Annotated in this window: 16 protein-coding genes; 6 read left to right on the top strand and 10 right to left on the bottom strand. The window is 70.9% G+C overall.

Translation table 11 applies throughout. The features are described 5' to 3' along the window. Window positions 1-2: 2 nt before the first annotated feature. From QSK05_RS18380 to QSK05_RS18355, 6 genes are all read right to left on the bottom strand, one after another. On the bottom strand, window positions 3-845 hold the full coding sequence (locus tag QSK05_RS18380; RefSeq protein WP_285598469.1) for an ABC transporter permease: 843 nt from the start codon (window positions 843-845) through the stop codon (window positions 3-5). Then, the gene (locus QSK05_RS18375) at window positions 842-1,855 is read right to left on the bottom strand and encodes an ATP-binding cassette domain-containing protein (RefSeq protein WP_285598468.1); all 1,014 of its coding nucleotides are present in this window, start codon (window positions 1,853-1,855) and stop codon (window positions 842-844) included. Before QSK05_RS18375 ends, QSK05_RS18380 begins: the two co-directional genes overlap by 4 nt. A gap of 49 nt (window positions 1,856-1,904) precedes the next feature. Next, entirely contained in the window at window positions 1,905-3,167 is a 1,263-nt protein-coding gene (locus QSK05_RS18370) for a cytochrome P450 (protein ID WP_285598467.1), read from the bottom strand. 10 nt (window positions 3,168-3,177) lie between these two features. Then, the gene (locus tag QSK05_RS18365; protein WP_285598466.1) at window positions 3,178-4,227 is read right to left on the bottom strand and encodes an SRPBCC family protein; all 1,050 of its coding nucleotides are present in this window, start codon (window positions 4,225-4,227) and stop codon (window positions 3,178-3,180) included. A 62-nt stretch (window positions 4,228-4,289) separates the two neighbouring features. Continuing rightward, window positions 4,290-4,760: a YdeI/OmpD-associated family protein gene (locus QSK05_RS18360; RefSeq protein ID WP_285598465.1), complete on the bottom strand. Its 471-nt coding sequence runs from the start codon at window positions 4,758-4,760 to the stop codon at window positions 4,290-4,292. Window positions 4,761-4,864: 104 nt separating this feature from the next. Then, window positions 4,865-5,578, bottom strand: a complete 714-nt coding sequence (locus QSK05_RS18355; RefSeq protein ID WP_285598464.1) for a hypothetical protein — start codon at window positions 5,576-5,578, stop codon at window positions 4,865-4,867. A gap of 165 nt (window positions 5,579-5,743) precedes the next feature. Here QSK05_RS18355 and QSK05_RS18350 point away from each other — a divergent pair, with 165 nt between their 5' ends. From QSK05_RS18350 to QSK05_RS18330, 5 genes are all read left to right on the top strand, one after another. After that, window positions 5,744-6,610 (top strand): class I SAM-dependent methyltransferase, encoded by an 867-nt coding sequence (locus tag QSK05_RS18350; RefSeq protein WP_285598463.1) that lies wholly within the window; start codon window positions 5,744-5,746, stop codon window positions 6,608-6,610. Beyond that, on the top strand, window positions 6,607-7,947 hold the full coding sequence (locus QSK05_RS18345; RefSeq protein WP_285598462.1) for a cytochrome P450: 1,341 nt from the start codon (window positions 6,607-6,609) through the stop codon (window positions 7,945-7,947). The genes QSK05_RS18350 and QSK05_RS18345 overlap by 4 nt, the downstream gene beginning before the upstream one ends. Window positions 7,948-8,039: 92 nt before the next feature. Then, window positions 8,040-8,771, top strand: a complete 732-nt coding sequence (locus QSK05_RS18340) for a helix-turn-helix domain-containing protein (protein WP_285598461.1) — start codon at window positions 8,040-8,042, stop codon at window positions 8,769-8,771. Between the two features lie 120 nt (window positions 8,772-8,891). Next, window positions 8,892-9,563 (top strand): winged helix-turn-helix transcriptional regulator, encoded by a 672-nt coding sequence (locus QSK05_RS18335; protein ID WP_285598460.1) that lies wholly within the window; start codon window positions 8,892-8,894, stop codon window positions 9,561-9,563. Next, entirely contained in the window at window positions 9,560-9,967 is a 408-nt protein-coding gene (locus QSK05_RS18330) for an SRPBCC family protein (RefSeq protein ID WP_285598459.1), read from the top strand. The genes QSK05_RS18335 and QSK05_RS18330 overlap by 4 nt, the downstream gene beginning before the upstream one ends. 97 nt (window positions 9,968-10,064) lie before the next feature. Here QSK05_RS18330 and QSK05_RS18325 read toward each other — a convergent pair whose 3' ends face one another. Then, window positions 10,065-11,516, bottom strand: a complete 1,452-nt coding sequence (locus QSK05_RS18325) for a Rossmann-fold NAD(P)-binding domain-containing protein (RefSeq protein WP_285598458.1) — start codon at window positions 11,514-11,516, stop codon at window positions 10,065-10,067. Between the two features lie 147 nt (window positions 11,517-11,663). Between QSK05_RS18325 and QSK05_RS18320 the strand changes: the two genes are divergently transcribed. Then, window positions 11,664-12,419, top strand: coding sequence for a DUF6008 family protein (locus tag QSK05_RS18320; RefSeq protein WP_502879788.1), 756 nt, complete (start codon window positions 11,664-11,666; stop codon window positions 12,417-12,419). Here the strand turns inward: QSK05_RS18320 and QSK05_RS18315 are convergent. From QSK05_RS18315 to QSK05_RS18305, 3 genes are read right to left on the bottom strand one after another with little or no spacing between them, the layout of a single operon-like run. After that, a complete protein-coding gene (locus tag QSK05_RS18315) occupies window positions 12,383-12,880 on the bottom strand; it encodes an acyl-CoA thioesterase (protein WP_285598456.1) in 498 nt (165 codons plus the stop codon). The genes QSK05_RS18320 and QSK05_RS18315 overlap by 37 nt on opposite strands. Next, on the bottom strand, window positions 12,877-18,282 hold the full coding sequence (locus QSK05_RS18310; protein WP_285598455.1) for a type I polyketide synthase: 5,406 nt from the start codon (window positions 18,280-18,282) through the stop codon (window positions 12,877-12,879). Before QSK05_RS18310 ends, QSK05_RS18315 begins: the two co-directional genes overlap by 4 nt. After that, a complete protein-coding gene (locus tag QSK05_RS18305) occupies window positions 18,279-19,232 on the bottom strand; it encodes a hypothetical protein (RefSeq protein ID WP_285598454.1) in 954 nt (317 codons plus the stop codon). Before QSK05_RS18305 ends, QSK05_RS18310 begins: the two co-directional genes overlap by 4 nt. Window positions 19,233-19,287 lie beyond the last annotated feature (55 nt).

The raw sequence follows: 19,287 nt of genomic DNA, 5'->3' as shown, positions 1-19,287 counted from the left end.
TCTCAGGTGCGGGCCGTGGCCCGTCGGAAGAGCGCTGTCGCCAGCGGCACGAAGACAACGAGCAGTCCGGCCGACCAGAGCAAGGACGCGGTGGCGTCGCCACCCGGGTCGGCTCCCGCGAACAGGTCACGGGCGGTGTTGATCGTGAGGGTGACCGGGCTGTTGTCGCTGAACGGGCGCAACCAGCCCGGCATCGACTCGGACGGTACGAACGCCGAACTGACGAAGCCGAACAGGAAAACCCAGGGCATGGCGGTGGTCTGGGCACCTTCGGCGCTGCTCGCGGTGACGCCGACGACCGCCAGCACCCAGCACACGGCGAAGCCGAAGAACACGAGAACCCCGATACCACCCAGCACCTGGAGGAAACTGCCGTGCAACCGGTAGCCGAAGGCATAGGCCACCGCGCCGGTCACGATCACCGCGACGAAGTTGCGCAGGGCTTCGGCCACGGTGCGGCCGAGCAGCACCGCCGAGGTGTGCATCGGCAGACTACGGAACCGGTCCATCATGCCGTTGCGCATGTCTTCGGCAATGCCCACGCACATGCCGGCGATGCCGCCGAACACCACGATCTGCCCGAACACCCCCGGCAGCACGAACTGCTTGTAGTCGTTGCCGGGCACCGAGATCGCGCCGCCGAAGACGTAGGTGAAGAGGATGAAGAACATCATCGGCTGCAGTACCGCCGCCATCAGCTGATCGGGCCGCCGCACGGTGTGCTTGATCGTGCGCAGCGTCAGCAGGGCCGCATCGCTGAGGAACCAGAGCACGCCACCGGCGGCGGCCCCGGACGGGACCGGTGGACCGGTGGTGATCTCCTCGGGCCGGGTGGTCGACGTCATGGCTGGGCCTCCTCCGGCTCGTCGATCGGGTGGGCGCTCGACCCGGACCGGTCCGGCGGTGGTGCGCCGGGTTTGATGCGCCGGCCGGTCAGAGTGAGAAAGACGTCGTCGAGGGTGGGGCGCCGCACCGAGTGCGTCACCAGGGCGATGCCCGCCGCGTGCAGGGCCCGCAGGTGCTCGTTGACGGAGGTCACGTCACCCACCAGCGGCACCGTGATCTGGGCCAGGATGCGATCGGTCACCGGTTCGTCCACTCCGTCGTGCCGCACCACCGCGACCGCCCGGTCGAGGTCGGCGGGATCGGCCAGGAGGAACTCCACCCGGTCACCACCAATCCGGGTCTTCAGCTGGTCGGGCGTGCCCTGGGCCACCGTGCGCCCGTGATCCAGCACCGTCACCGAGTCGGCCAGATGATCGGCCTCGTCGAGGTACTGCGTGGTCAGCAGGATGGTCGCGCCTCCCCGGGCCAGCCCCTGGATCTCGTCCCACAGGCCGAGGCGGGCCTCCAGGTCGAGCCCGGTGGTCGGTTCGTCGAGGAAGAGCACCCGGGGCCGGATCAGGATGCTCGCGGCCAGGTCGAGACGGCGCCGCATCCCGCCGGAGTAGGTGCGTACCTGCTGACCCGCCACCTCGGACAGCCCGAAACGCTCGATCACCTCACCGGCCCGGCGCCGGGCCTCGGCCCGGCGGATCCGATACAACCGGGCCACCAGCTCGAGGTTCTCCCGCCCGGTGAGGATGGGATCGACCGCGGCGAACTGGCCGGTGAGCCCGATCAGATGGCGCACCCGCGACGGGTCGCGGGCCACATCGACGCCGCAGATCTCGACGGTGCCGGCGTCCGGTTTCAGGAGAGTGCTGAGAACCCGGACGGTGGTGGTCTTCCCGGCCCCGTTAGGACCGAGCAGACCCACCACACTGCCCTCGGCCGCCGAGAGCGACAGGCCGTCCAGCACGTCGGAGCGGCCCAGGCGTTTTCTCAGGCCAGAGACGGAGATCACATCAGCCATGGAACGACCCTAACCTCAATTGGTTCATGTTTCTACAGCGATCTGCGCATCAGTCCGCGAGACGAACGGGGATCGCAGCGAAATCACGTAGCGGGATGGAACGGCGGCGCACCGGCGGTCCCGCCAGAACCAGGCTCGGGAACAGGTGATGCAGACGAGGTAGCAACACCCCCATCTCCACCATGGAAAGCCCGGCTCCGAGGCAGTAATGGATACCCGCGCCGAAACTGAGCGGCCGGGCCGAGGCCACCGTCGGACGGCCCGGGTCAAACGTGTCACCGTTCTCGAACACCTCCCCGTCCCGGTTGGCCGAACCGATGAGCAACCGCACCTGGGCTCCGGCCGGCACTGTTCCCCCGCTCAGCTCCACGTCCTGGGCCGCGAACCGGATACCGGGGGCCACGTGGACCGACGGCTCGTACCGCAGGGTCTCCGTGACGAAACTCGCCGTACTCTGCTCGTTCTCCAACCAGCGGGACCGGGACGGGTCGGCCAGGAGCAGCAGCACGGCGTTGTCGATCGCCGTCGCCGTGGTCTCGAAACCGGCCGACCAGAGTGTGAAGAGCAGGTTGCGCAGTTCCTTGTCGTCCACCCGGCCCGATTCCTCGTCCCGCGCCGCCACCAGCATGGACACCAGGTCGTCGCGGGGGTCGGACCGGCGCCGGGCGATCAGGCCGTCCAGATACTCCCCCAGAGCGCGGAACGCCTCGTCGGCCCGCTGCACCGCCTCGGGCGTGGCCGCCGGGTCGACCACATTCATCATCTCCGGCACCCCTTGGGCCAGCCGCCTCCGGTCGGCCTCCGGAATACCGATCAGGTCCGAGATCATGTGCATGGGGATCGGCATGGAGATCGACTCGTGCAGGTCCACGGTCTCCCCCGAGCGCAGCCGTTCGGCGACGTCGGCCAGCACCTGTTCCGTGCGGTGCTCCAGCCCGTGACGCAGGCCGGCCAGGCGACGGGCGGTGAACCCGTTCCCGATCAGCCCGCGCAACCGGGTGTGCTTCGGCGGGTTGCTCCCCACCAGAGCGGTCACCAGCACCTCGAACGCCTCGTGCTCGACCGCCTGGGGGAACATCTGGTCCATCATCTCCGGGTCTACCCCCGGGAAGAGGTCGGCCCGCTTCAGCACGCGGTCCACGTCCTCGTGGCGACTGATCAGGTAGGCGCCGAACTGGCTTGCGTAGAGCGGGGACTCGTGCCGGAGCCGGGCATAGATCGGGTAGGGGTCGTCCCGTCCCTCCGGCATCAGGAGCTGCATCAGGACGTCGGGCTCGGCCTCGGTTCCGGGATGTGTCCGGGACGTGGTCATCAGTGCCTCCTCAGGCCCAGCCGTGCGGGTGCCCGGGGGTGGGCAGGGGGCCGCACATGTTCTGCGCCCGCACCATGGAGTCGCGCAGGAACGCCGCCACGATCCTCCGTTCGGAGAGCTGGATGTCCGCCGGCAGGTTGTCCCAGTTCTCCAGGAAGACCTGGAACAGCGCGCGGTCCAGTCCGGCGGGCTCGATGTAGAGCTTTCCGCTCAGCTCGGTGGTCCACGACGGGCGCTTCAGCCGGAACTCCAGCCAGGGCAGGTAGGAGGGGAAGGCCTGGTTGGGTTCGACGTGCCGGTCGACGTGCATCTCGACGATGCCGCTGGCGTCGCCCATCACCAGGGTCAGCCGATCTCCCGGGGTGAACGACCCGAACCGGCGCTGGAGCCAGTACCGCAGGGCCTCCGGCCGGGACAGCATCTCCCAAGCGTCGTACGGCGTGGACTCCAGCTCGATCTGTACGTAGGGCCCCATCCGCCGCCAGGGCCAGCGCCAGGTCGTACCCGTGCGCAGGTAGCCCGAGAGCTGGTCGAGAATCCCGGGCCAGCCGTTACCGTTCCAGCCCCGCCAGTCCGAGGGAGGGTTGTAGGCCTCCTCGATGGCGGTCACCCGGGTGCCGCCCTCGACCGGCCGCAGCTCCCAGATCACCCGGGTCGCCGGGCCCACTCCGACCCATCGCCAGTAGTGCTTGAGCACGGCACCGGCGGGGCCGGGCGCCTGCGCCTGGAGCGTGTGGCACTGGAAGAACTCGCCGTCCTCGAAGTCGAGTACGTAGTCGGTCCCGATCTCGGCGACCGGCCCCCGCACCACCGCGAGCCAGTGCCGGATCTCGTCAGGAGTGGTGAGCGCGTCCCAGACCCGTTGCACCGGATGGGGTATCTCGGCCACCGCGACCAGCCGCTCCCAGCGGTCCTGCACGATCGAACGGGCCGCGGCGGCGTTCAACGGCGGGAAGACCGCCCGGGCGCTCGCCGGTTCCAGTTCCCGGAAGTCCGGCCAGGCCTGGTCGGACGGCTCCCCGGCTCCGTTGGACGCGATGGTTTCGTTGATGACGGACACTGTGGCCTCCGGCGTTCGGGGCCGGCAGGAAACCGGCCCGATCGGTCGGGGCCCGACGCCTTCTACTTGAGATACAGCCTCGCGGAAAGCTTCTCGATCGCCTGCCCGATGCGCCGCTCTCTCGTCTGCGCCTGCTTGGCCCCGGTGATCCAGCTGACGTACTCCTTCTTGCGGGAGTAGGAGAGCTGGTCGAAGAAGTCGTGCGCGGCCGGCTCGGCGGCCAGCGCGGTGGTCAGATCGTCGGGCACCTCGACGGTGCGGGTAGCGGCGTCGGGCGAGATGGTCACCGTGACCTCGTCACCGGCCCGGACCCCGGCGGCCGCCCGGACCGCCTGGTTCACCACGATGTAGTGACCGGCCGGACCGCTCATCACCGAGCCGGTGAAGCCGGCCCGTTCGGCGCCGGCCACCTCGCCCCGCACCGGGAGCCGGGACTTCACTCCCAGCCTCCGGGCCACCTCCGGCGGCACCGTCACATAGGTCCACGCGCCGACCTGTTCGCAGACCAGCTCGCCCTGAAAGGTCTCGGACACCTGACTACCTCCGCCCCGTCGGTGGCTGTACGGGTGCCCATGCTACGTCCGGCGGCGTAGGCCCGGGCCCACACCGCCGGACGCAGTCACAGGAGAGGCGGCGCTCAGGCCGGGCTCGTCGCCATCTGCCGCCGCAACGTCGTGGTCGGCCTCCCCTCGGCCATGTCGCACACCCTGACCAGCGTGTCGTACGCGACCAGGGCGCCCCGCAGCGTCTCGTTGTAGAGATCACCGGCGGAGACCGCCAGGTCGCGCATCGGCTGCATGAAGGTCAGGAAGAAGGTGTTGAAGTCGAAGCCGGACAGGATCTCGTGCCCGAAGTCCTCCATCCGCTGCAACAACTGCACCCGCACCCGGAGTTTTCGCAGCAACGCGATCCGTGCCTGCGCCATCCCCTGGAAGCCACCCTCACCGAGTTGCTGAAGTCGCTGCTCGTAGCATTCGTCGCGTCCTTTGCCGAGGGCCAGCGCGGCGTAGGCCTGCAGGTTGTCGTACTGCTTGACCGCCAGGTCGATGTGCTCGACGGTGCCACTGATCGCCTTGAAACAGGCGTCGTAGGTGGCCAGGACCTCCGTCATCTTGCCGGCCACGACCGATCGGTCGAAGGTCCCGTCCGGGGCAACGGCCCCGGCCGAGGCCTCCACCACGCAGCGCACGGTGTCGTCCAGGCTGGCGAGCGCGTCCATGCAGTCACGGACCGAGCGGAGCGTGGCGGCGGTGGCGACGGCGTCGGCGACGAGCCCTTCGGCGATGTCCGACGCATCCTCACCGCCATAGTTGGTCGGAGGACATTCGTTGTGCAGTCCCAGGACGCCCACTGGCTTCTCCCATCATCGGAAAGTCGCTCCCGTACCGATGCTAGGGACCTGGACGAGGAGACTCCTTCTTGGAACTTGCGCAGACCGGCGCAACCTGGGAGAACGCCGGGCCCACGGAAAACCCAATACTGGCGCGGAAGGTTGTCCTAGAAGGGATGGGATCTCTTGCAGCAGACGGGAACCGGGAACCCACCGGAACAGCAGACGACCGCGCACCTGGCCGAGGTCTTCGACCGGGCCGCGCCGTCCTACGACCGCACCGGGGTGGAGTTCTTCTCCCTCATCGGGCAGCGGCTCGTCGCGAGAGTTCCGCTCCGTCCGGGCGATGACGTGCTGGACCTGGGCTGCGGCCGGGGCGCCTGCACCTTCCCGGCGGCCCGGGCGGTGGGCTCCGGCGGGTCGGTGACCGCTATCGACGTCTCCCCGGAGATGGTCGCCCGAACGGCCGCCCTGGCCGCCGGGGCGGGCCTGGGTCAGGTCGCGGTGAGCACCGGTGACGCCTCCGACCCGGCATTCGCACCCGGATCGTTCGACGCGATCACCGCCGGGCTGGTGGTCTTCATGCTGCCCGACCCCGCCGCCGCGATCCGCGTCTACCACGATCTTCTGCGCCCCGGTGGAACTTTCGCGATGAGCCTGTTCGGCGCCGACGATCCGGCGTTCTTCGAGGTGACGGCCGGGGCGCTGCCCTTCCTCGAGGGCGGCCTGCCACCGGTACCGGGCCGCGACTCCAGCCCCTTGCGCAGCCGGGACGGAGCCCAGGACCTGCTGCGCCGGTCGGGTCTGGTCGGGGTCGAGCTCGCGCAGGAGCACCTGGATCTGGTCTTCACCGGCCCGGACCAGTGGTGGGACTGGCTCTGGCAGACGGCGGGACGGGTCGTGCTGGAACAGATTCCGCCGGACCGGCTACCCGCGGCCCGGGCCGAGATGGCCCGCCGGATGGAGGCGGTCCGCGACGAGCGGGGCTCGTTCCTGACCCACTGGGAGGTGTGGTGCGTTCGCGGCACCGCCCCGGGAGGTGACCGGCCATGACCCTCCTGACCGGCAGCCGGACGCCCCCGCTGATCAGCGGGGGCCGGTTCATCGGCAACCTGGGCGAGTTCATGCGTGACCCGGTCGCCCTGATGCGGCGCGGGCAGCGGGAACAGGGTCCGGTGTTCACGGTCCGGATGGGACCCCGGCGGGCGGCGGTGGTGGTCGGGCCGGCCGAGAGCAAGGCTGCGATTGCCCAGCCCGAGACGGTTCTCGCGGTCGCACCGGTCTACCAGTGGCTCCGGCCGATGTTCGGGGCGGTGATGCAGGCCGCCGACCACGAGGTCTACCTGCGGCAGCGGGACGCGCTGATGCCGGCGTTCCGTTCCCACCACCACGACGCCTACCTGACCGCCATGGCCGCGGAGGTCCGTGCCTGGCTGGGCCGGCTGGGCACCGAGGGAACCTTCGACATCGGCACCGAGCTGGACGACGTGTCGATGCGGATCGCAATGCGGATCTTCCTCGGACCGGAGTTCGAGCCGTACCGCCCCCGGTTCCGGCGGCTGTTCACCGACATCGCGGCCGGGATGGAATTCTTCCTCCCGGCGAACGCACCGTTGCCCCGATTGATCCGCCGTAACCGGGCCCGCCGGGAGGCCTTCGAGCTGATGCGGCCCTACCTGGAGCGCGTACGGCAGGATCCGGACCCCGAACGTTACGGCTTCCTGGGCCATCTCGTGCGCAGCACCGCCTCCGAGCCGATGGACGACGAGACTCTCGGTGGCCTGATCATGATTCTCGTGTACGCCGCCTACGAGACGACGTCGGCCCAGACCGGCTGGGCGCTCGTTCTCCTGCTGCAGCATCCGGCGATCGCCCGCCGCGTGCGTGACGAGGTGTGTGATCTCCTGCCCGGCCCGGTGGACGTGGTCGAGGACGACGACCTGGCCCCGCTGCGCCGGGCCGGTGAGCTCTCCCGGTGCCTGCTGGAGGCGCAGCGGCTGCGCCCGGTGACCACGATGCTGACCCGCCAGACGGCCACCGCCTACCGTGTGGGGGACTTCACCGTGCCGGCCGGCTGGCAGACGCTGTTCTGCCCGCCTGTGACCCATCGGGACGAGGATCTCTACCCGGACCCCGACCGGTTCGACCCCGGGCGCTTCGCCCCGGATCGGGACGCCGGCGGTGTGGCCCGGTCGGGTCTGCTCAACCAGGGCGGTGGGCTGCACGCCTGCCTGGGCACACGGTTCGCCGAGCTGGAGATGGGCACGATCCTGGGTCTGCTGACCCGATGCCACGACCTGGAGCTGATGACGCCGGAGCCGGCCGCGGCGCCCGGTCTGGGCATCATGCGGCTGGCTCCCACCACGGTGGGTTACCACCAGCGCTTTTAGCAATAGCGAGATGCTCTACTAACGGTTGCTAAACGGTTTCTTAGCACATATAACGGTCACTCAGCAGAACGGTGCCATCTGGGGGGCCGAGAATGCCGAGCGACGCCGAGACGGCGGTCGAGCGAGTCGTCGACGCCATGCACGAACGCCTGGGCGAACCCTTCACGATCGACGACATGGCCCGGGTCGCCATGTTCAGCAAGTACCACTTCACCCGCGTCTTCCATCAGGTGACCGGGCTGCCTCCGGCGCGCTACCTGAGCGCCGTCCGGATCGCCGAGGCGAAACGGCTCCTGCTCACCACCTCCTTGAACGTGACCGACATCAGCCTCCGGGTGTCGTACGCCAGCCTCGGCACCTTCGGCACCCGCTTCCGGCAGAGCGTCGGCCTCTCGCCCCTGGCCTTCCGCGAGAGCCGGGGCTGGCGGCCGCTGCCGGAGCAGCCCGCGGAGGAGGACCGGTCGTCCGCGCCGTGCGGAGGGTCGGTGCACGGAGTGGTGATTCCACCGCCGGGCGCGGCGGGCCTACTCTTCGTCGGGCTCTTCCCCCGGCCCGCGTTCGAGGGAGATCCGGTGCGTTGCTGCCTGACCGGCGCCGGGCGCTTCGACCTGGACCGGGTACCTCCCGGTCGCTGGCACATGTTCGCCTACCTGACCGTGCCCGGCCGGATCTTTCGCACGCATCCCGCGCCCACCTCACCGTGCCGGGCCATCAGCGGACCGGTCCGGGTATCACCCGGCCGTGCCGCACCACCCCTGCGACTGGGCCTGCGTCCGCACCGGCGGATCGACCCTCCGATGCTCGGCGCGATGTACACGGCCTGACGCGCCCCGCCCGGCCTGGTGATCGCCTGACCGAGGGACGTACCATGGTGACTATCTCTTTGAGGATCGACCTGCCCGGAACCGGTGCGTGCACCGCCCGGCCCGCGAACGGATACCACCATGGCCACCGCTCCCGACAAGCGCATGTACGGGCAGTTCTGCGGCCTCGCCGCTGCGCTGGACGTGATCGGTGAACGCTGGACGCTGCTGATCGTGCGGGAGCTGCTCCTGGGTCCCGCCCGGTTCAACCAGCTGGCCGAGAACCTGCCCGGCCTCGGCCCCAACCTGCTCTCCAGCCGGTTGCAGACCCTGGCCAACGAGGGCCTCGTGGACTCCGCCCCGGTGGAGGGCGACGGCCGGGGCAAGGTCTACCAGCTCACGGCGCTCGGCGCGGGGCTGCGCCAGCCGGTGCTGGCGCTGGCCCGGTGGGGGCTGCAACGTCTGGACGACGACATCGCGGTCAGCGGTTACACGCGTGCTGCCTGGGGTTTCCTCGCCGTCGAGGCGATGGTGGCGGCCGGGCCCCGACCCACGGTCGATGAGACCTACGAGTTCCGGGTCGACGACGAGGCTTTCCACATCGAGGTCCGCGACGGCAAGGCGGTCACCGGTCGGGGCGCCGGACCCGACCCCGCCATCATCTGCTCCACCGACGCCGGCACCTTCATCCGGATCGGGGCCGGCCTCCTCAGCCCCTTCGAGGCCGTCGTCACCGGGCGACTCAACCTCCAGGGCGATTTCGAGGCGATCGAGCGATGCACCCGGTTGATGGGCCTGGCCACCGACGGATGACGGCCGGTACACCCGTCCACCTCCTTCGCGACCTTCCCGCGCAACCGTCGCGGGTGTGGTCCGCCCTCACCGGAACCGATCATCTCAGTCTCTGGTTCACGCCCACCCGCCGTACCCCGGACGGGGTCTACGAACTGACCTTTCACGAGGATGACGGCGAGTACACGAAACGGTTCGTGATCGGTGCCTGCTCCCGCGGGAAGGACCGGGCGCTGAGATCGTTCCACGGGCGGCTCGAAGACCCCGGCTACCCGGACAGCACGGTCTCGTTACGACTGTGGCCGCACGGCTCCGGTACCCGGCTCGAGCTGACGCATCACGATCCACCGCCCTCGCTCGCCGAGGGATACAGCACCGGATGGGCGGAGTACCTGGATGCTCTGGCGCAGCACCTCGACCGCTGACGTTCCCGGGCCGGCTCGGTCCGCGTTCCACCCGGTCCGCGCGCCGCCCGGTCCGCGATCCACCCCGGTCCGCGATCCACCCCGGTCCGCGCGCCGCTCAACCCGCGTTCCGCGCGGATCCGCCGGGCCAGTTCACCGCCCGGGACGTCGTCACCTGCCGCCCACGCACCACCGCACGCGCCACATTGCCTGCCGGGCCACCGGATTCGCCGAGGCCGAGTCGCCGGTGCCTCGCCCCGGACGGCGGTCGGCAGATCCGCACCAGCCGGTCCAGTCGGTCCAGTCGCTGACTGTCCTGACCGGAGCGGTCCGGGCTGCTCGTCCCTCCCGCTCCGACCGACACGCCGCCGGGGCCGTCACCGCCGATCAGCGCGGTACCACCCACTCCCCCGATGCCACAGACCTCCCGGCCCGGACCGGACTGCGGCCCACCCAGGGCGATGTCGGGCGGCACCCGGTTCCGCTCGTCGAGCAACGCGAAGGTCACATCGGCGCCCCAGCCGGCCGGTACGACGGCGAAACCCGCACCCGCGGCCGCCTGGGCACTGGCCGCGGCCATCCCGACCCCCTCCCACAGCGACCACTCGGCCACAACGATCCGTACCCCCGGGAACTCCGGGCGCAACCGGGCCGCCTCCCGTCGCAACAACTCGTTCGTCAATGCATAGGCCCCGAACATCGGGTGGGGACGCCGGGACTCCACCGAGCCGAACGCCACCACCGAGCGAAGCCCTTGAGGGGCCAGCGCCGTCACCCACCGCCGCAGCGCCACGGCCTTCTCGACCGCGCTCTCCTCCAGCACCGCGACATCCAGGTCCAGCACCGGGGTCAGGTCCAGACGGCCGGCCGCCTGCACGAGATGGGTCACGGGCCAGGGCCGTTCGGGAACCCGTGCGGCCACGTCAGCGGTGCTCGAGAGCGCGCCGGCGGGCAGGTGACCGGTGACGGGACGCCGGTCGACCAGCCACACCCGTCCGGTTCCCGGTCCGACCGCACCACCGGGCCCGACCGCACCACCCGAACCGACCGCACCACCCGAACCGACCGCACCACCCGAACCGGCCGCACCATCCGAACCGGCCGCACCATCCGAACCGGCCACACCACCCGAACCGGCCACAATTCCCCGACCGGCCGAACGGAAGGAGCCCGCCGACCGGGCCGCCAGATGCCGGCCGATCCCGCCCAGCCCTCCGGTGATGGCGAGGCCCTCGATGCGCGGCGGTCCGACGGCAATCTCGAGGGGAACGTGACGCCAACCGGGTGAGGGGCCCACTTCCCTCACCCGCAGGCCTGGATGCTCGGCGCGAGCCGCCCACAGCAGACTCCCACCGCCGGCACCCCCGTGCTCCAGCACCAGGGGCACCCCGGCCGCCAGGGCCCACCGCACCCCGTCCAGGAGCAGCCCGGCATCACCGGGCCGCCAGGTCTCACCCAGCTTCACCCGGGCCTCACCCTCCGCCGTCACGAGCACGGAATCGCCGTCGGGACCGGGGCGCTGACCGGAGCCGGTCGGCGCGAAGGTGAGATCTGTCGCGGGCAGAGTCATCAGAACCGCCCCGCCGTCGGAATATTCCGCCCGGGAGCCGACAGAGCAACGTCCGAGTAATCCCACCCGGCTCGCGACCGTAGCGTAACCATTGCCTTTAAAGGCATTTTCAGATCCTTTCCACGTTCTGGAGGACTGCCGGTGACTATGGACATGGACCAACCGATGCAGATGGCGGGCGGACAGGCGTCTCTGTGGGACACCTTGGGCGCCGCCGGACTCGGGCTCTGGGCGATCGTCATGTGGGCTGCTGTCCTGCGCCTGGCCGTCGCCGGGCGACGCCCCGGCCAGCTCTGGGTGTACCGGGCCAGCCTGGCCGTGATCGGAGCCGGCGTGATCGGCCAGCTGGGGCACGTGCAGGAGCACATCGCCCAGGTGGGGTACTGGGCGATGCATCCGGAGGCCAAGCCCTGGATGACGCCGTGGGGTGACGGCCTGGCCCGGGGATTCAGCTCGTTCACCACCGACACACCCGGTTTCGGTATGGAGATCCTGCATTTCGTCGGCAACTCGATCTTCCTCGCCGGTATCGTCGGCGTTGCGCTGATCACGCGGCACACGCTCGGAACCCGGTCGCGCCGGTGGGGTGTGATGGGCACCTGGATGCAGGGCATCCACGGCGTCGAGCACCTGGTGCTGACCCTCTCGGTCGGCCTGGGAGCGGCCCGGCCGATCGGCCTGTCCACCTGGCTGGGCCTGATGCCGCCCGGGCCCGGGCTGTGGACCTACCGGATCTGGTGGCACTTCCTGGCCAACATCGTCGGGACCGCGATCTTCGCCGTTGCCCTCCGACACCTGTGGCGGGAACGGGCCGCGGTGCGGGCCTCCTGGGAGACCGGCACCGCCGGCGCGCTCGCGGCGGAGGATCAGCCCGAGACCGTCCCGGTGCCGGCCGCACTCTGAGCGTTCCGGGCCGGCTGTCCACCGTCGGCCCGGAACCGGTACGGATCAAGAGCCTTCGTGAGCTCGTCCGGTATCCGGACCGGCCTCAGTCCTTCCGCCCCCCGCTCCATGACCGCCACCGACTGGGTACCGCGGGCCAGGAGTATCTCGGGCGCCGGGAGGGTGCGCACGTAGTCGTAGGACATCGTCAGCCGGTGACCGGTCTGCGAGTCCAGACGCATCCGTATCTCCACGACGTCCAGGGCCTGGCCCTCCGCGAAGAACTCGGCCGAGCAGTCGAGCGTGACCAGGGCCAGGCCCGACGCCAGCGCGGCGATCACCCCCGGGGCATGATCGGCCAGGAAGTTCTCCCGGCAATGCCCCTGCCACCGCAGGTAGTGCGCGAAGTAGACGTTACCCACCAGGTTGGTCTCGTCCAGCGTCACCCGGTGCCGGTGCGCGTAGTAGGGATGTGCGCTCATCGTGCGACCTCCACCGTGATCGGTCCCGCGGCCGTATCCAGTCGCAGGGCACCTTCCGGCGAGGTCGCCCCGGTGCCCCGGTGCCAGCTCACCCCCGCGCGAGAGCCGGGGGCGCCGACGAGCCGGAACTGCTCGATCACGCCGGGTTCTCCCGGCCCGGCCGGCACCACCCGGACGTCGTAGCCCTCGTCCCCCGTATTGAGGGCACGGGTCACCAGCGGCCCGACCAGCGGCAGCGCCAGACCGGAACAGTCGAGAGGACCGACCGAGCGCACCCTCAGCCCGCTCCACCGCTCGAGGAGCACACCGGTCACGTCCGAGGCCGTCACGTCGAAGACGAAATCCGTCTCGTCCTGCGACATCTGGACCGCGTGCACGGTGATCTCCCCCTCCGCACGGGCGTGCACGGTGACCCGGTCCACCGACACCGGCAGCACCCGACGGTCGGGGACACAGGCCTGGAGCACATGGATCATCGCGTCCCGGGCGGCCGGATCGCCGAGCACCAGCCGCTGGTCGAGGAACTCACCGAACCACCGGGCCCCCGGATCGGTACCGACCGTCGCCAGCACCTCGTAGGCACCGAGCCGGTACAGCCCGCGCACCCGGGCGAATCTCGGCCCGTGGAAGAACAACGATCCGTACAACCCGGCGGCCGGCATCGGTCGGCCCGGTGGCAGCGTCCGGCCCGGGCCGCTGTCCTTCGCCTCGAGGGCTGTCTGCGTGGCGGCGAAATGATCTGTCGAGAAACCCGTCTCCTCACTGCGCAACACGGCGCGCACGCTGCCGTCGTCACCGGCGAGCACGGCCACCCGAACCGTGCGACTGCCTCGCTCGGGCACGGTCACCGGCGCGGCCAGGCGCAGATCCCGGAAGGTTCCGGGCACCGGTTTGGCCCCTACCTCGACGGCGGCCTGCGCCATCGCCTCCAGCCCGAGCACCGCCGGGAGCAGGACCACGCCATCGACCCGGTGGTCGGCCAGGGCCTGGTCGGTGCCCAGCGACACGGCCGAGTCCGCGATCAGTTCCACCTGGGGTGTGTGGCTGCGCAGGGTCTCCAGGAACCGGCCGCCCGGATCGGCACCGGCCGGGCGGGCCAGTCCCGGCCCGGCTGGCAGCCGACCGCTGACCATGACGTCCGGCGGGAGTCCGGGCGTAGCAAGAAGCCTGAGTAGCCAATCGGTTCCGGTACCGGTCGGGATGGGGGCCACGCCCTGCCGGCGCAGCCGGTCGACCGCTCCCAGGTGCTCTCCCATCCCGGTGCCCTCCCATACCGACCAGCCGACGTTCAGCCACCGCACCCGGGGCCGCGACCGCGTCAGCTCCCGGCAACGCCGGCCCAGCCACTCGTTGGCGATCGCATATTCCGCCTGTCCGGCCAGACCGGTGCGCGCGATCACCGACCCGAAGGTGACGACGAAACGCAACTGGCCGGGATCCACGCAGGCGACCAGGTTCTCGAAGCCCGTGATCTTCGGGGCCAGGGTCTCCCGCAAACCCTCGGTGGTGATGTCCGCGATCAGCGCGGGCACATTGCGGCCGGCTGCGTGGAGAAGCCCTCGCACCGGGCCGATCCGTTCGGCCACCCTCGCCATCACCGTCCGGACGCCGGCGGCATCCGTGACATCCACCTGCTCGTAGACAACGCTTTCCGGCGCGAACCGGGCCAGCCCGCTCCGGACCGTGGCGGCGGTGGCCGGACTGCGACCGAGCAACACCATCCGGGCGCCGGTGGCCGCTCCCAGCGCGAGCGCGCACTCCAGGCCGATGCCGTGGGCCCCGCCCGACACCACGACGACGTCACCACGACCGGCCACCGCCCCTTCCTCCCCGAGCGACGCCCCGGAACCGGCCGGCACCTCGAGCAGCGTGCTCACCGGTCGCATCCGGGAACCCTCGGCGGCGTGGACGATCTCGTGGTGCCCCCGCCAGGCGGTGGCGGCTTCGGCCGCGGCCGCCCGCACCCCGTCCGGGGTCGGCGGTACGTCCAGCACGAGGATGTCAGCGTCCGGGTACTCCGCCGCGAGGCTGCGGCCGATCGCGGCGCCGACGCCTCCGTGATGCAGCACGACCAGGGGCATCCGGTCGGCGGCAGAGGCTTTCAGGACGCGCACCACCGGTTCCGGTGGCAGGTCAGCGCCCGGTGGCAGCGCCAGGAGGCGGGTGGCCTGCCCCTGCCCCTCCTCCTGCCTCGGGGAGGAGAACGCCGTGCCGATCTCCTCGGCCAGGGGATGCCCCTCCAGACCGTCCATCTGCCAGGCCCGCCGGGCCGGCACCGAGGACGGCGCCGAAGCCGGGACGACATGGTGACCGAAGGCTCGCACCCACGGCGAGACACCCTCCACCACATCGGGTTCCGGATCACCGGAACTCAGATCACCGAGCGCGCGGGCGACCTCCCCGACCGTCGCGGTCACCGGAACCAGTTGTCCGGGGGGCGCCGGCAGATCGAGGTCACGCATCAGGTCGCCCGCCAGCTGGGTGATCCGCAGTGAGCTGAGGTGCAGATCGGCCATCAGACCGGTGCTCTCGGCAATCAGCTCCGGCGCCAGCTCGGCCGCGCCGGCGACCCGCTGCCGGACCACCGACAGCAGGTCGGTACCCGCGTCCCTGATCTCGTCGGTGGGCCCGGGTCCGGGCTCGCCGGCCGGGCTCGTCACCGATCCCCCGGACGGCACGGGTACCCGGACGGTGACCTCCACCTGGCAGGGCGAAGTCAGGAAGACCGGCTCCCGGGCCGGATCGAAGGGACGGCAGGGCCGGCGGGCGAACCACGGGTGGACGTCCGGCACGGCTCCGGCGGCGAACAGGGCCGCCGTGGCGGCCGCGAGACCGGCCGCGGAACCCGATCCGATATCCATCGAGACCACCGGACGCCCGGTCGGCCCGGCCAGCCCGGCCAGAACCTGTCCGGGCCCGACCTCGACCAGCAGATCGGCCTGCACCCGGTTCAGGGCTTCGCGCCACCGGACCGGTTCCGTCAGCTGCCGCACCAGCAGGTCACTCACCTCGTCGCCCGGCCCCCACAGCCGGCCGGTGATTGTCGAGACCACGGGCAGCTCCGGTCGGCCGACCGGAGCCGTGCGGGCCAGTTCACTCCTCAGGGGACCGGCCGCGTCCGCCATGGCCGGGGAATGGAAGGCGTGCGCGACCGGAACCCAGGTCGCGGTGAGACCCCGGTCGCGGGCGCGGGCCGCCACGGTCTCCAGGTCGTCCCGCGGACCGGCCACCACGGTCTGGTGCTCGCCGTTGTCGGCCGCGACCACCACCTGTCCGGCCAGCAGTTCGCGGGCGGACTCCACGTCGGTGGACAGACCCAGCATGCCGCCCTTCACCTCGTGACCGGACGCACTCATCGCCCGGCCCCGCACCGCGGTCAGTTCGAGCGCCCCGTCGATGGTGAGGGCACCGGCCCAGACCAGCGCGGCGATCTCGCCCACGCTGTGACCGACGGCCACGTCCACCCCGGCCCCCAGTTCCTCGATCCAGCTCAAACCGGCCAGGCAGGACCGGATGACCGCGGGCTGGGCCAGGGCGGTGTCAGGCACCGTGCCCGGGTCGACCGGCATCGGCGCGCTCAGCCGGGACGGCAGCTCGTGCAGGTCGCCGACCGGTCCCGCTCCCGGGTAACAGGGCGCAGCCTGACCGGGGAACAGCAGGGCCACCCGGGCCGGTGCCCCGGCGCCCAGGAACAACCGGCGCACCGGATCGACGACCACCCGGGTACCGGTCTCGACCAGCCCCGCCGCGTACCCGGCCAGGGCGTGGAGCTCGTCCGGGGTCGCTACCGCCAGCGCGCACCGGGCCTCATCGGTCCCCCGTGAGTGCCGGGCCCGGTCCGCCGCCAGGTCGGTGAGCTCCCCGTGCCCCAGACGGGCGGCCACCCGCTCGATCTCCCGCAGTTGCCGGGCCAGGGCGCCGGAGTCGGAGGCCGAGCAGACCACCACCTCGTAGCCGGGTGGTCGCACTGTCAGCCGGGGGTCGGGCCGGGACGCCCGCCGGGTGCCCCGGGCCCCGGCAGCGCCGAGCACGACATGGGCATTGATCCCACCGAAACCGAAGGCACTGACTCCCGCGTATCTTTCGGCCGACGTCCAGGGTCGGCTCCGGGACAGGACCTCCAGCGACGCGTCCTCCCGGCGCAACAGTTCGTGCGGCTCGTGCACACCGGTCGTGGGCGGCAGCGTGGCGTGGTGCACCGCCAGGGTCGCCTTGATCAACCCGGCGACACCGGCGGCCGCCTTGGTGTGACCGATATTGGCCTTGACGGTGCCCAGTACGGCCCGGGGCGCACCCGGTCCCCGGGCAGCCGTCAGTGCTCGCAGTTCCACCTCGTCACCGACCGCGGTACCGGTACCGTGTCCCTCGATCAACTCAGACGCCGACGGAGCGAGACCGGCCATCTCATGGGCTCTCTCGATGGCCAGGCGCTGCCCCCGCGGCTCCGGGCGGGTGAGGCCGCCGTGACCGTCCGACGACAGCCCCCAGCCGAGCAGGCGCGCATAGACCGGCATCCTGTGTTCCTTCGCGAAACCCGCCCGGCAGAGCACCACCACCCCGCATCCCTCACCGGGGAGGAATCCGGTCGGGGCCGCGTCGTAGACCCGCATCCCGCCCCGGGACAGGGCACCGAGTCGCGCGAATCCCACCATCTCGAAAGGATCGAGGCTCAGGTCGACACCACCGGCCAGCACCACGTCGAGACGACCCGCGGTGATCGCGTCGGCCCCGGTGGCCACCGCCACGAGGGACGATGCACAAGCCCCGTCCACAGTGAAACCAGTTCCGTGGAAATCGAAATGGTTGCACACCCGACCGGCCACGGTGTTCGCCAGGCCACCGGCCAGGGTCTCCTCGGACGGTACCGGGAACGGGCCCTTGACCCGGGCCTCGACCGAGGTCAGCAGAGCTTCACGCGCCTCGGAAGACAGTCCGGCACCACCCTGGTCCAGCAGCGCCTGCTCGATACTGCGACGCAGGTACGGCCAGCGGGTCCGCAGCAGAGCGGCCCGGCTGAACTCCCCCGTGAGCGAGTTGCCCAGCACCACGCCCACCCGGTCGCGATCCAGGCCCTCGCCGTCGGGCAGGCCGGCATCGCGCAGGGCCTCCGAACAGGTCTCGAGCGCCAGCCAGTGGGTGAGGTCGACGGCGCGAAAAATGTCACCGGGAACGCGAAAACGGTGCCGGTCGAATTCCCACCCCTCCAGTACGGCCGCGTGCGTCACGTAGGTGGAGTCGGGCCCCTCCCCGCCGTACTCGTCGAGGGACAGGCGTCCGGGCGGCATCCGCCGGAAGGCGCGACGGGTGCTGAGCACGTTCTCCCAGAGCCGGGCCGGGTCGTCGGCGTCCGGGTACCGGCACGCCATACCGGCGATCACGACGTCGTCGGCGCCGGGTCTCATGCCTGCCCCCCACCCGCGGCGACGGGCCGGCCGTGCTCCGCCGGTACCGCTTCACGCGGCGACACCACCGCGGTCTCCCCCGCCGGTTCCCGCAGCCGGGACCCGGCGATCAGCAGGCCCCGCAGGGCACAGGTGATGACGAGGGCGTAGAACAGGCCGAAGGTCACGTGCGCGGCGACCAGAGCACCGTAGACCAGGGCAGCGGTCACCCCGAAGGCCACCTGCCGGGACGGCGCGGTGGGTGTGGTGCCGGGATCGGTGATCATGTAATTGGTGAACAGCACGAACGCGACGCCGGTGACCACCAGCAGACCCGAGGCCAGGGAATCCCCGAGCAGTAGCCATCGCAACACCGCCTGGAGCACGAAACCTCCTAGCCAGCCTACGATGAGCGGGCCCCGCCGGGTGAGCTTGCCGTTGAGCATCGTTCCGGCCGCGAAGATCGCCGCCGGGATGATCCAGTCGACCGGGCCGAAGGCATACTCGGTGAACTGGTAGGGCGGCGCGATGGCGATCCAGGGAAAGAGCACCAGGGTCAGGCTGATACCGAGGTTGCTGGGGTTGAGCACGTGCCGGTGACCGCGGCCGATCCGCATCCGCACGATGTACTTGCTGCACATCGAGACCGTCACCGCGAAGATCGTCGGCCAGAGACTGGAATTGCCGTACAGCAGCATGGCGCAGGCCAGGCCGGTGATGTGGGCCGGCAGCAGAAAGTCCGGCAGCGTCGTGCCCGGCCCGGCGAACCGCGGGCGCACCCCGCGGGCGGAGGAGTCCACCGTCTCCAGGACGATCTCCAGGAGGTAGGCGGTGAGCACACCCACCACGGGGGTCAGGTAGGCCTGCTCGAACCCCAGCCAGACGTGCCCGAGGACGTTGAAGACAGTGATGGAGAGCGCGAACCGGCGCAACGCCTTGATCCGCACGTCGGCCGGGGGACGGTCGGGCATGATGGGCGACCCTTTCGTGAACGACGGAAGCGGGAGTACGGCGGAGGACCGGCGC

The sequence above is a fragment of the Kineosporia sp. NBRC 101731 genome (assembly GCF_030269305.1).
Classification (GTDB): domain Bacteria; phylum Actinomycetota; class Actinomycetes; order Actinomycetales; family Kineosporiaceae; genus Kineosporia.
Note: the sequence above shows the minus strand (reverse complement) of the source record. Positions and strands in the feature narration are given on the sequence as shown.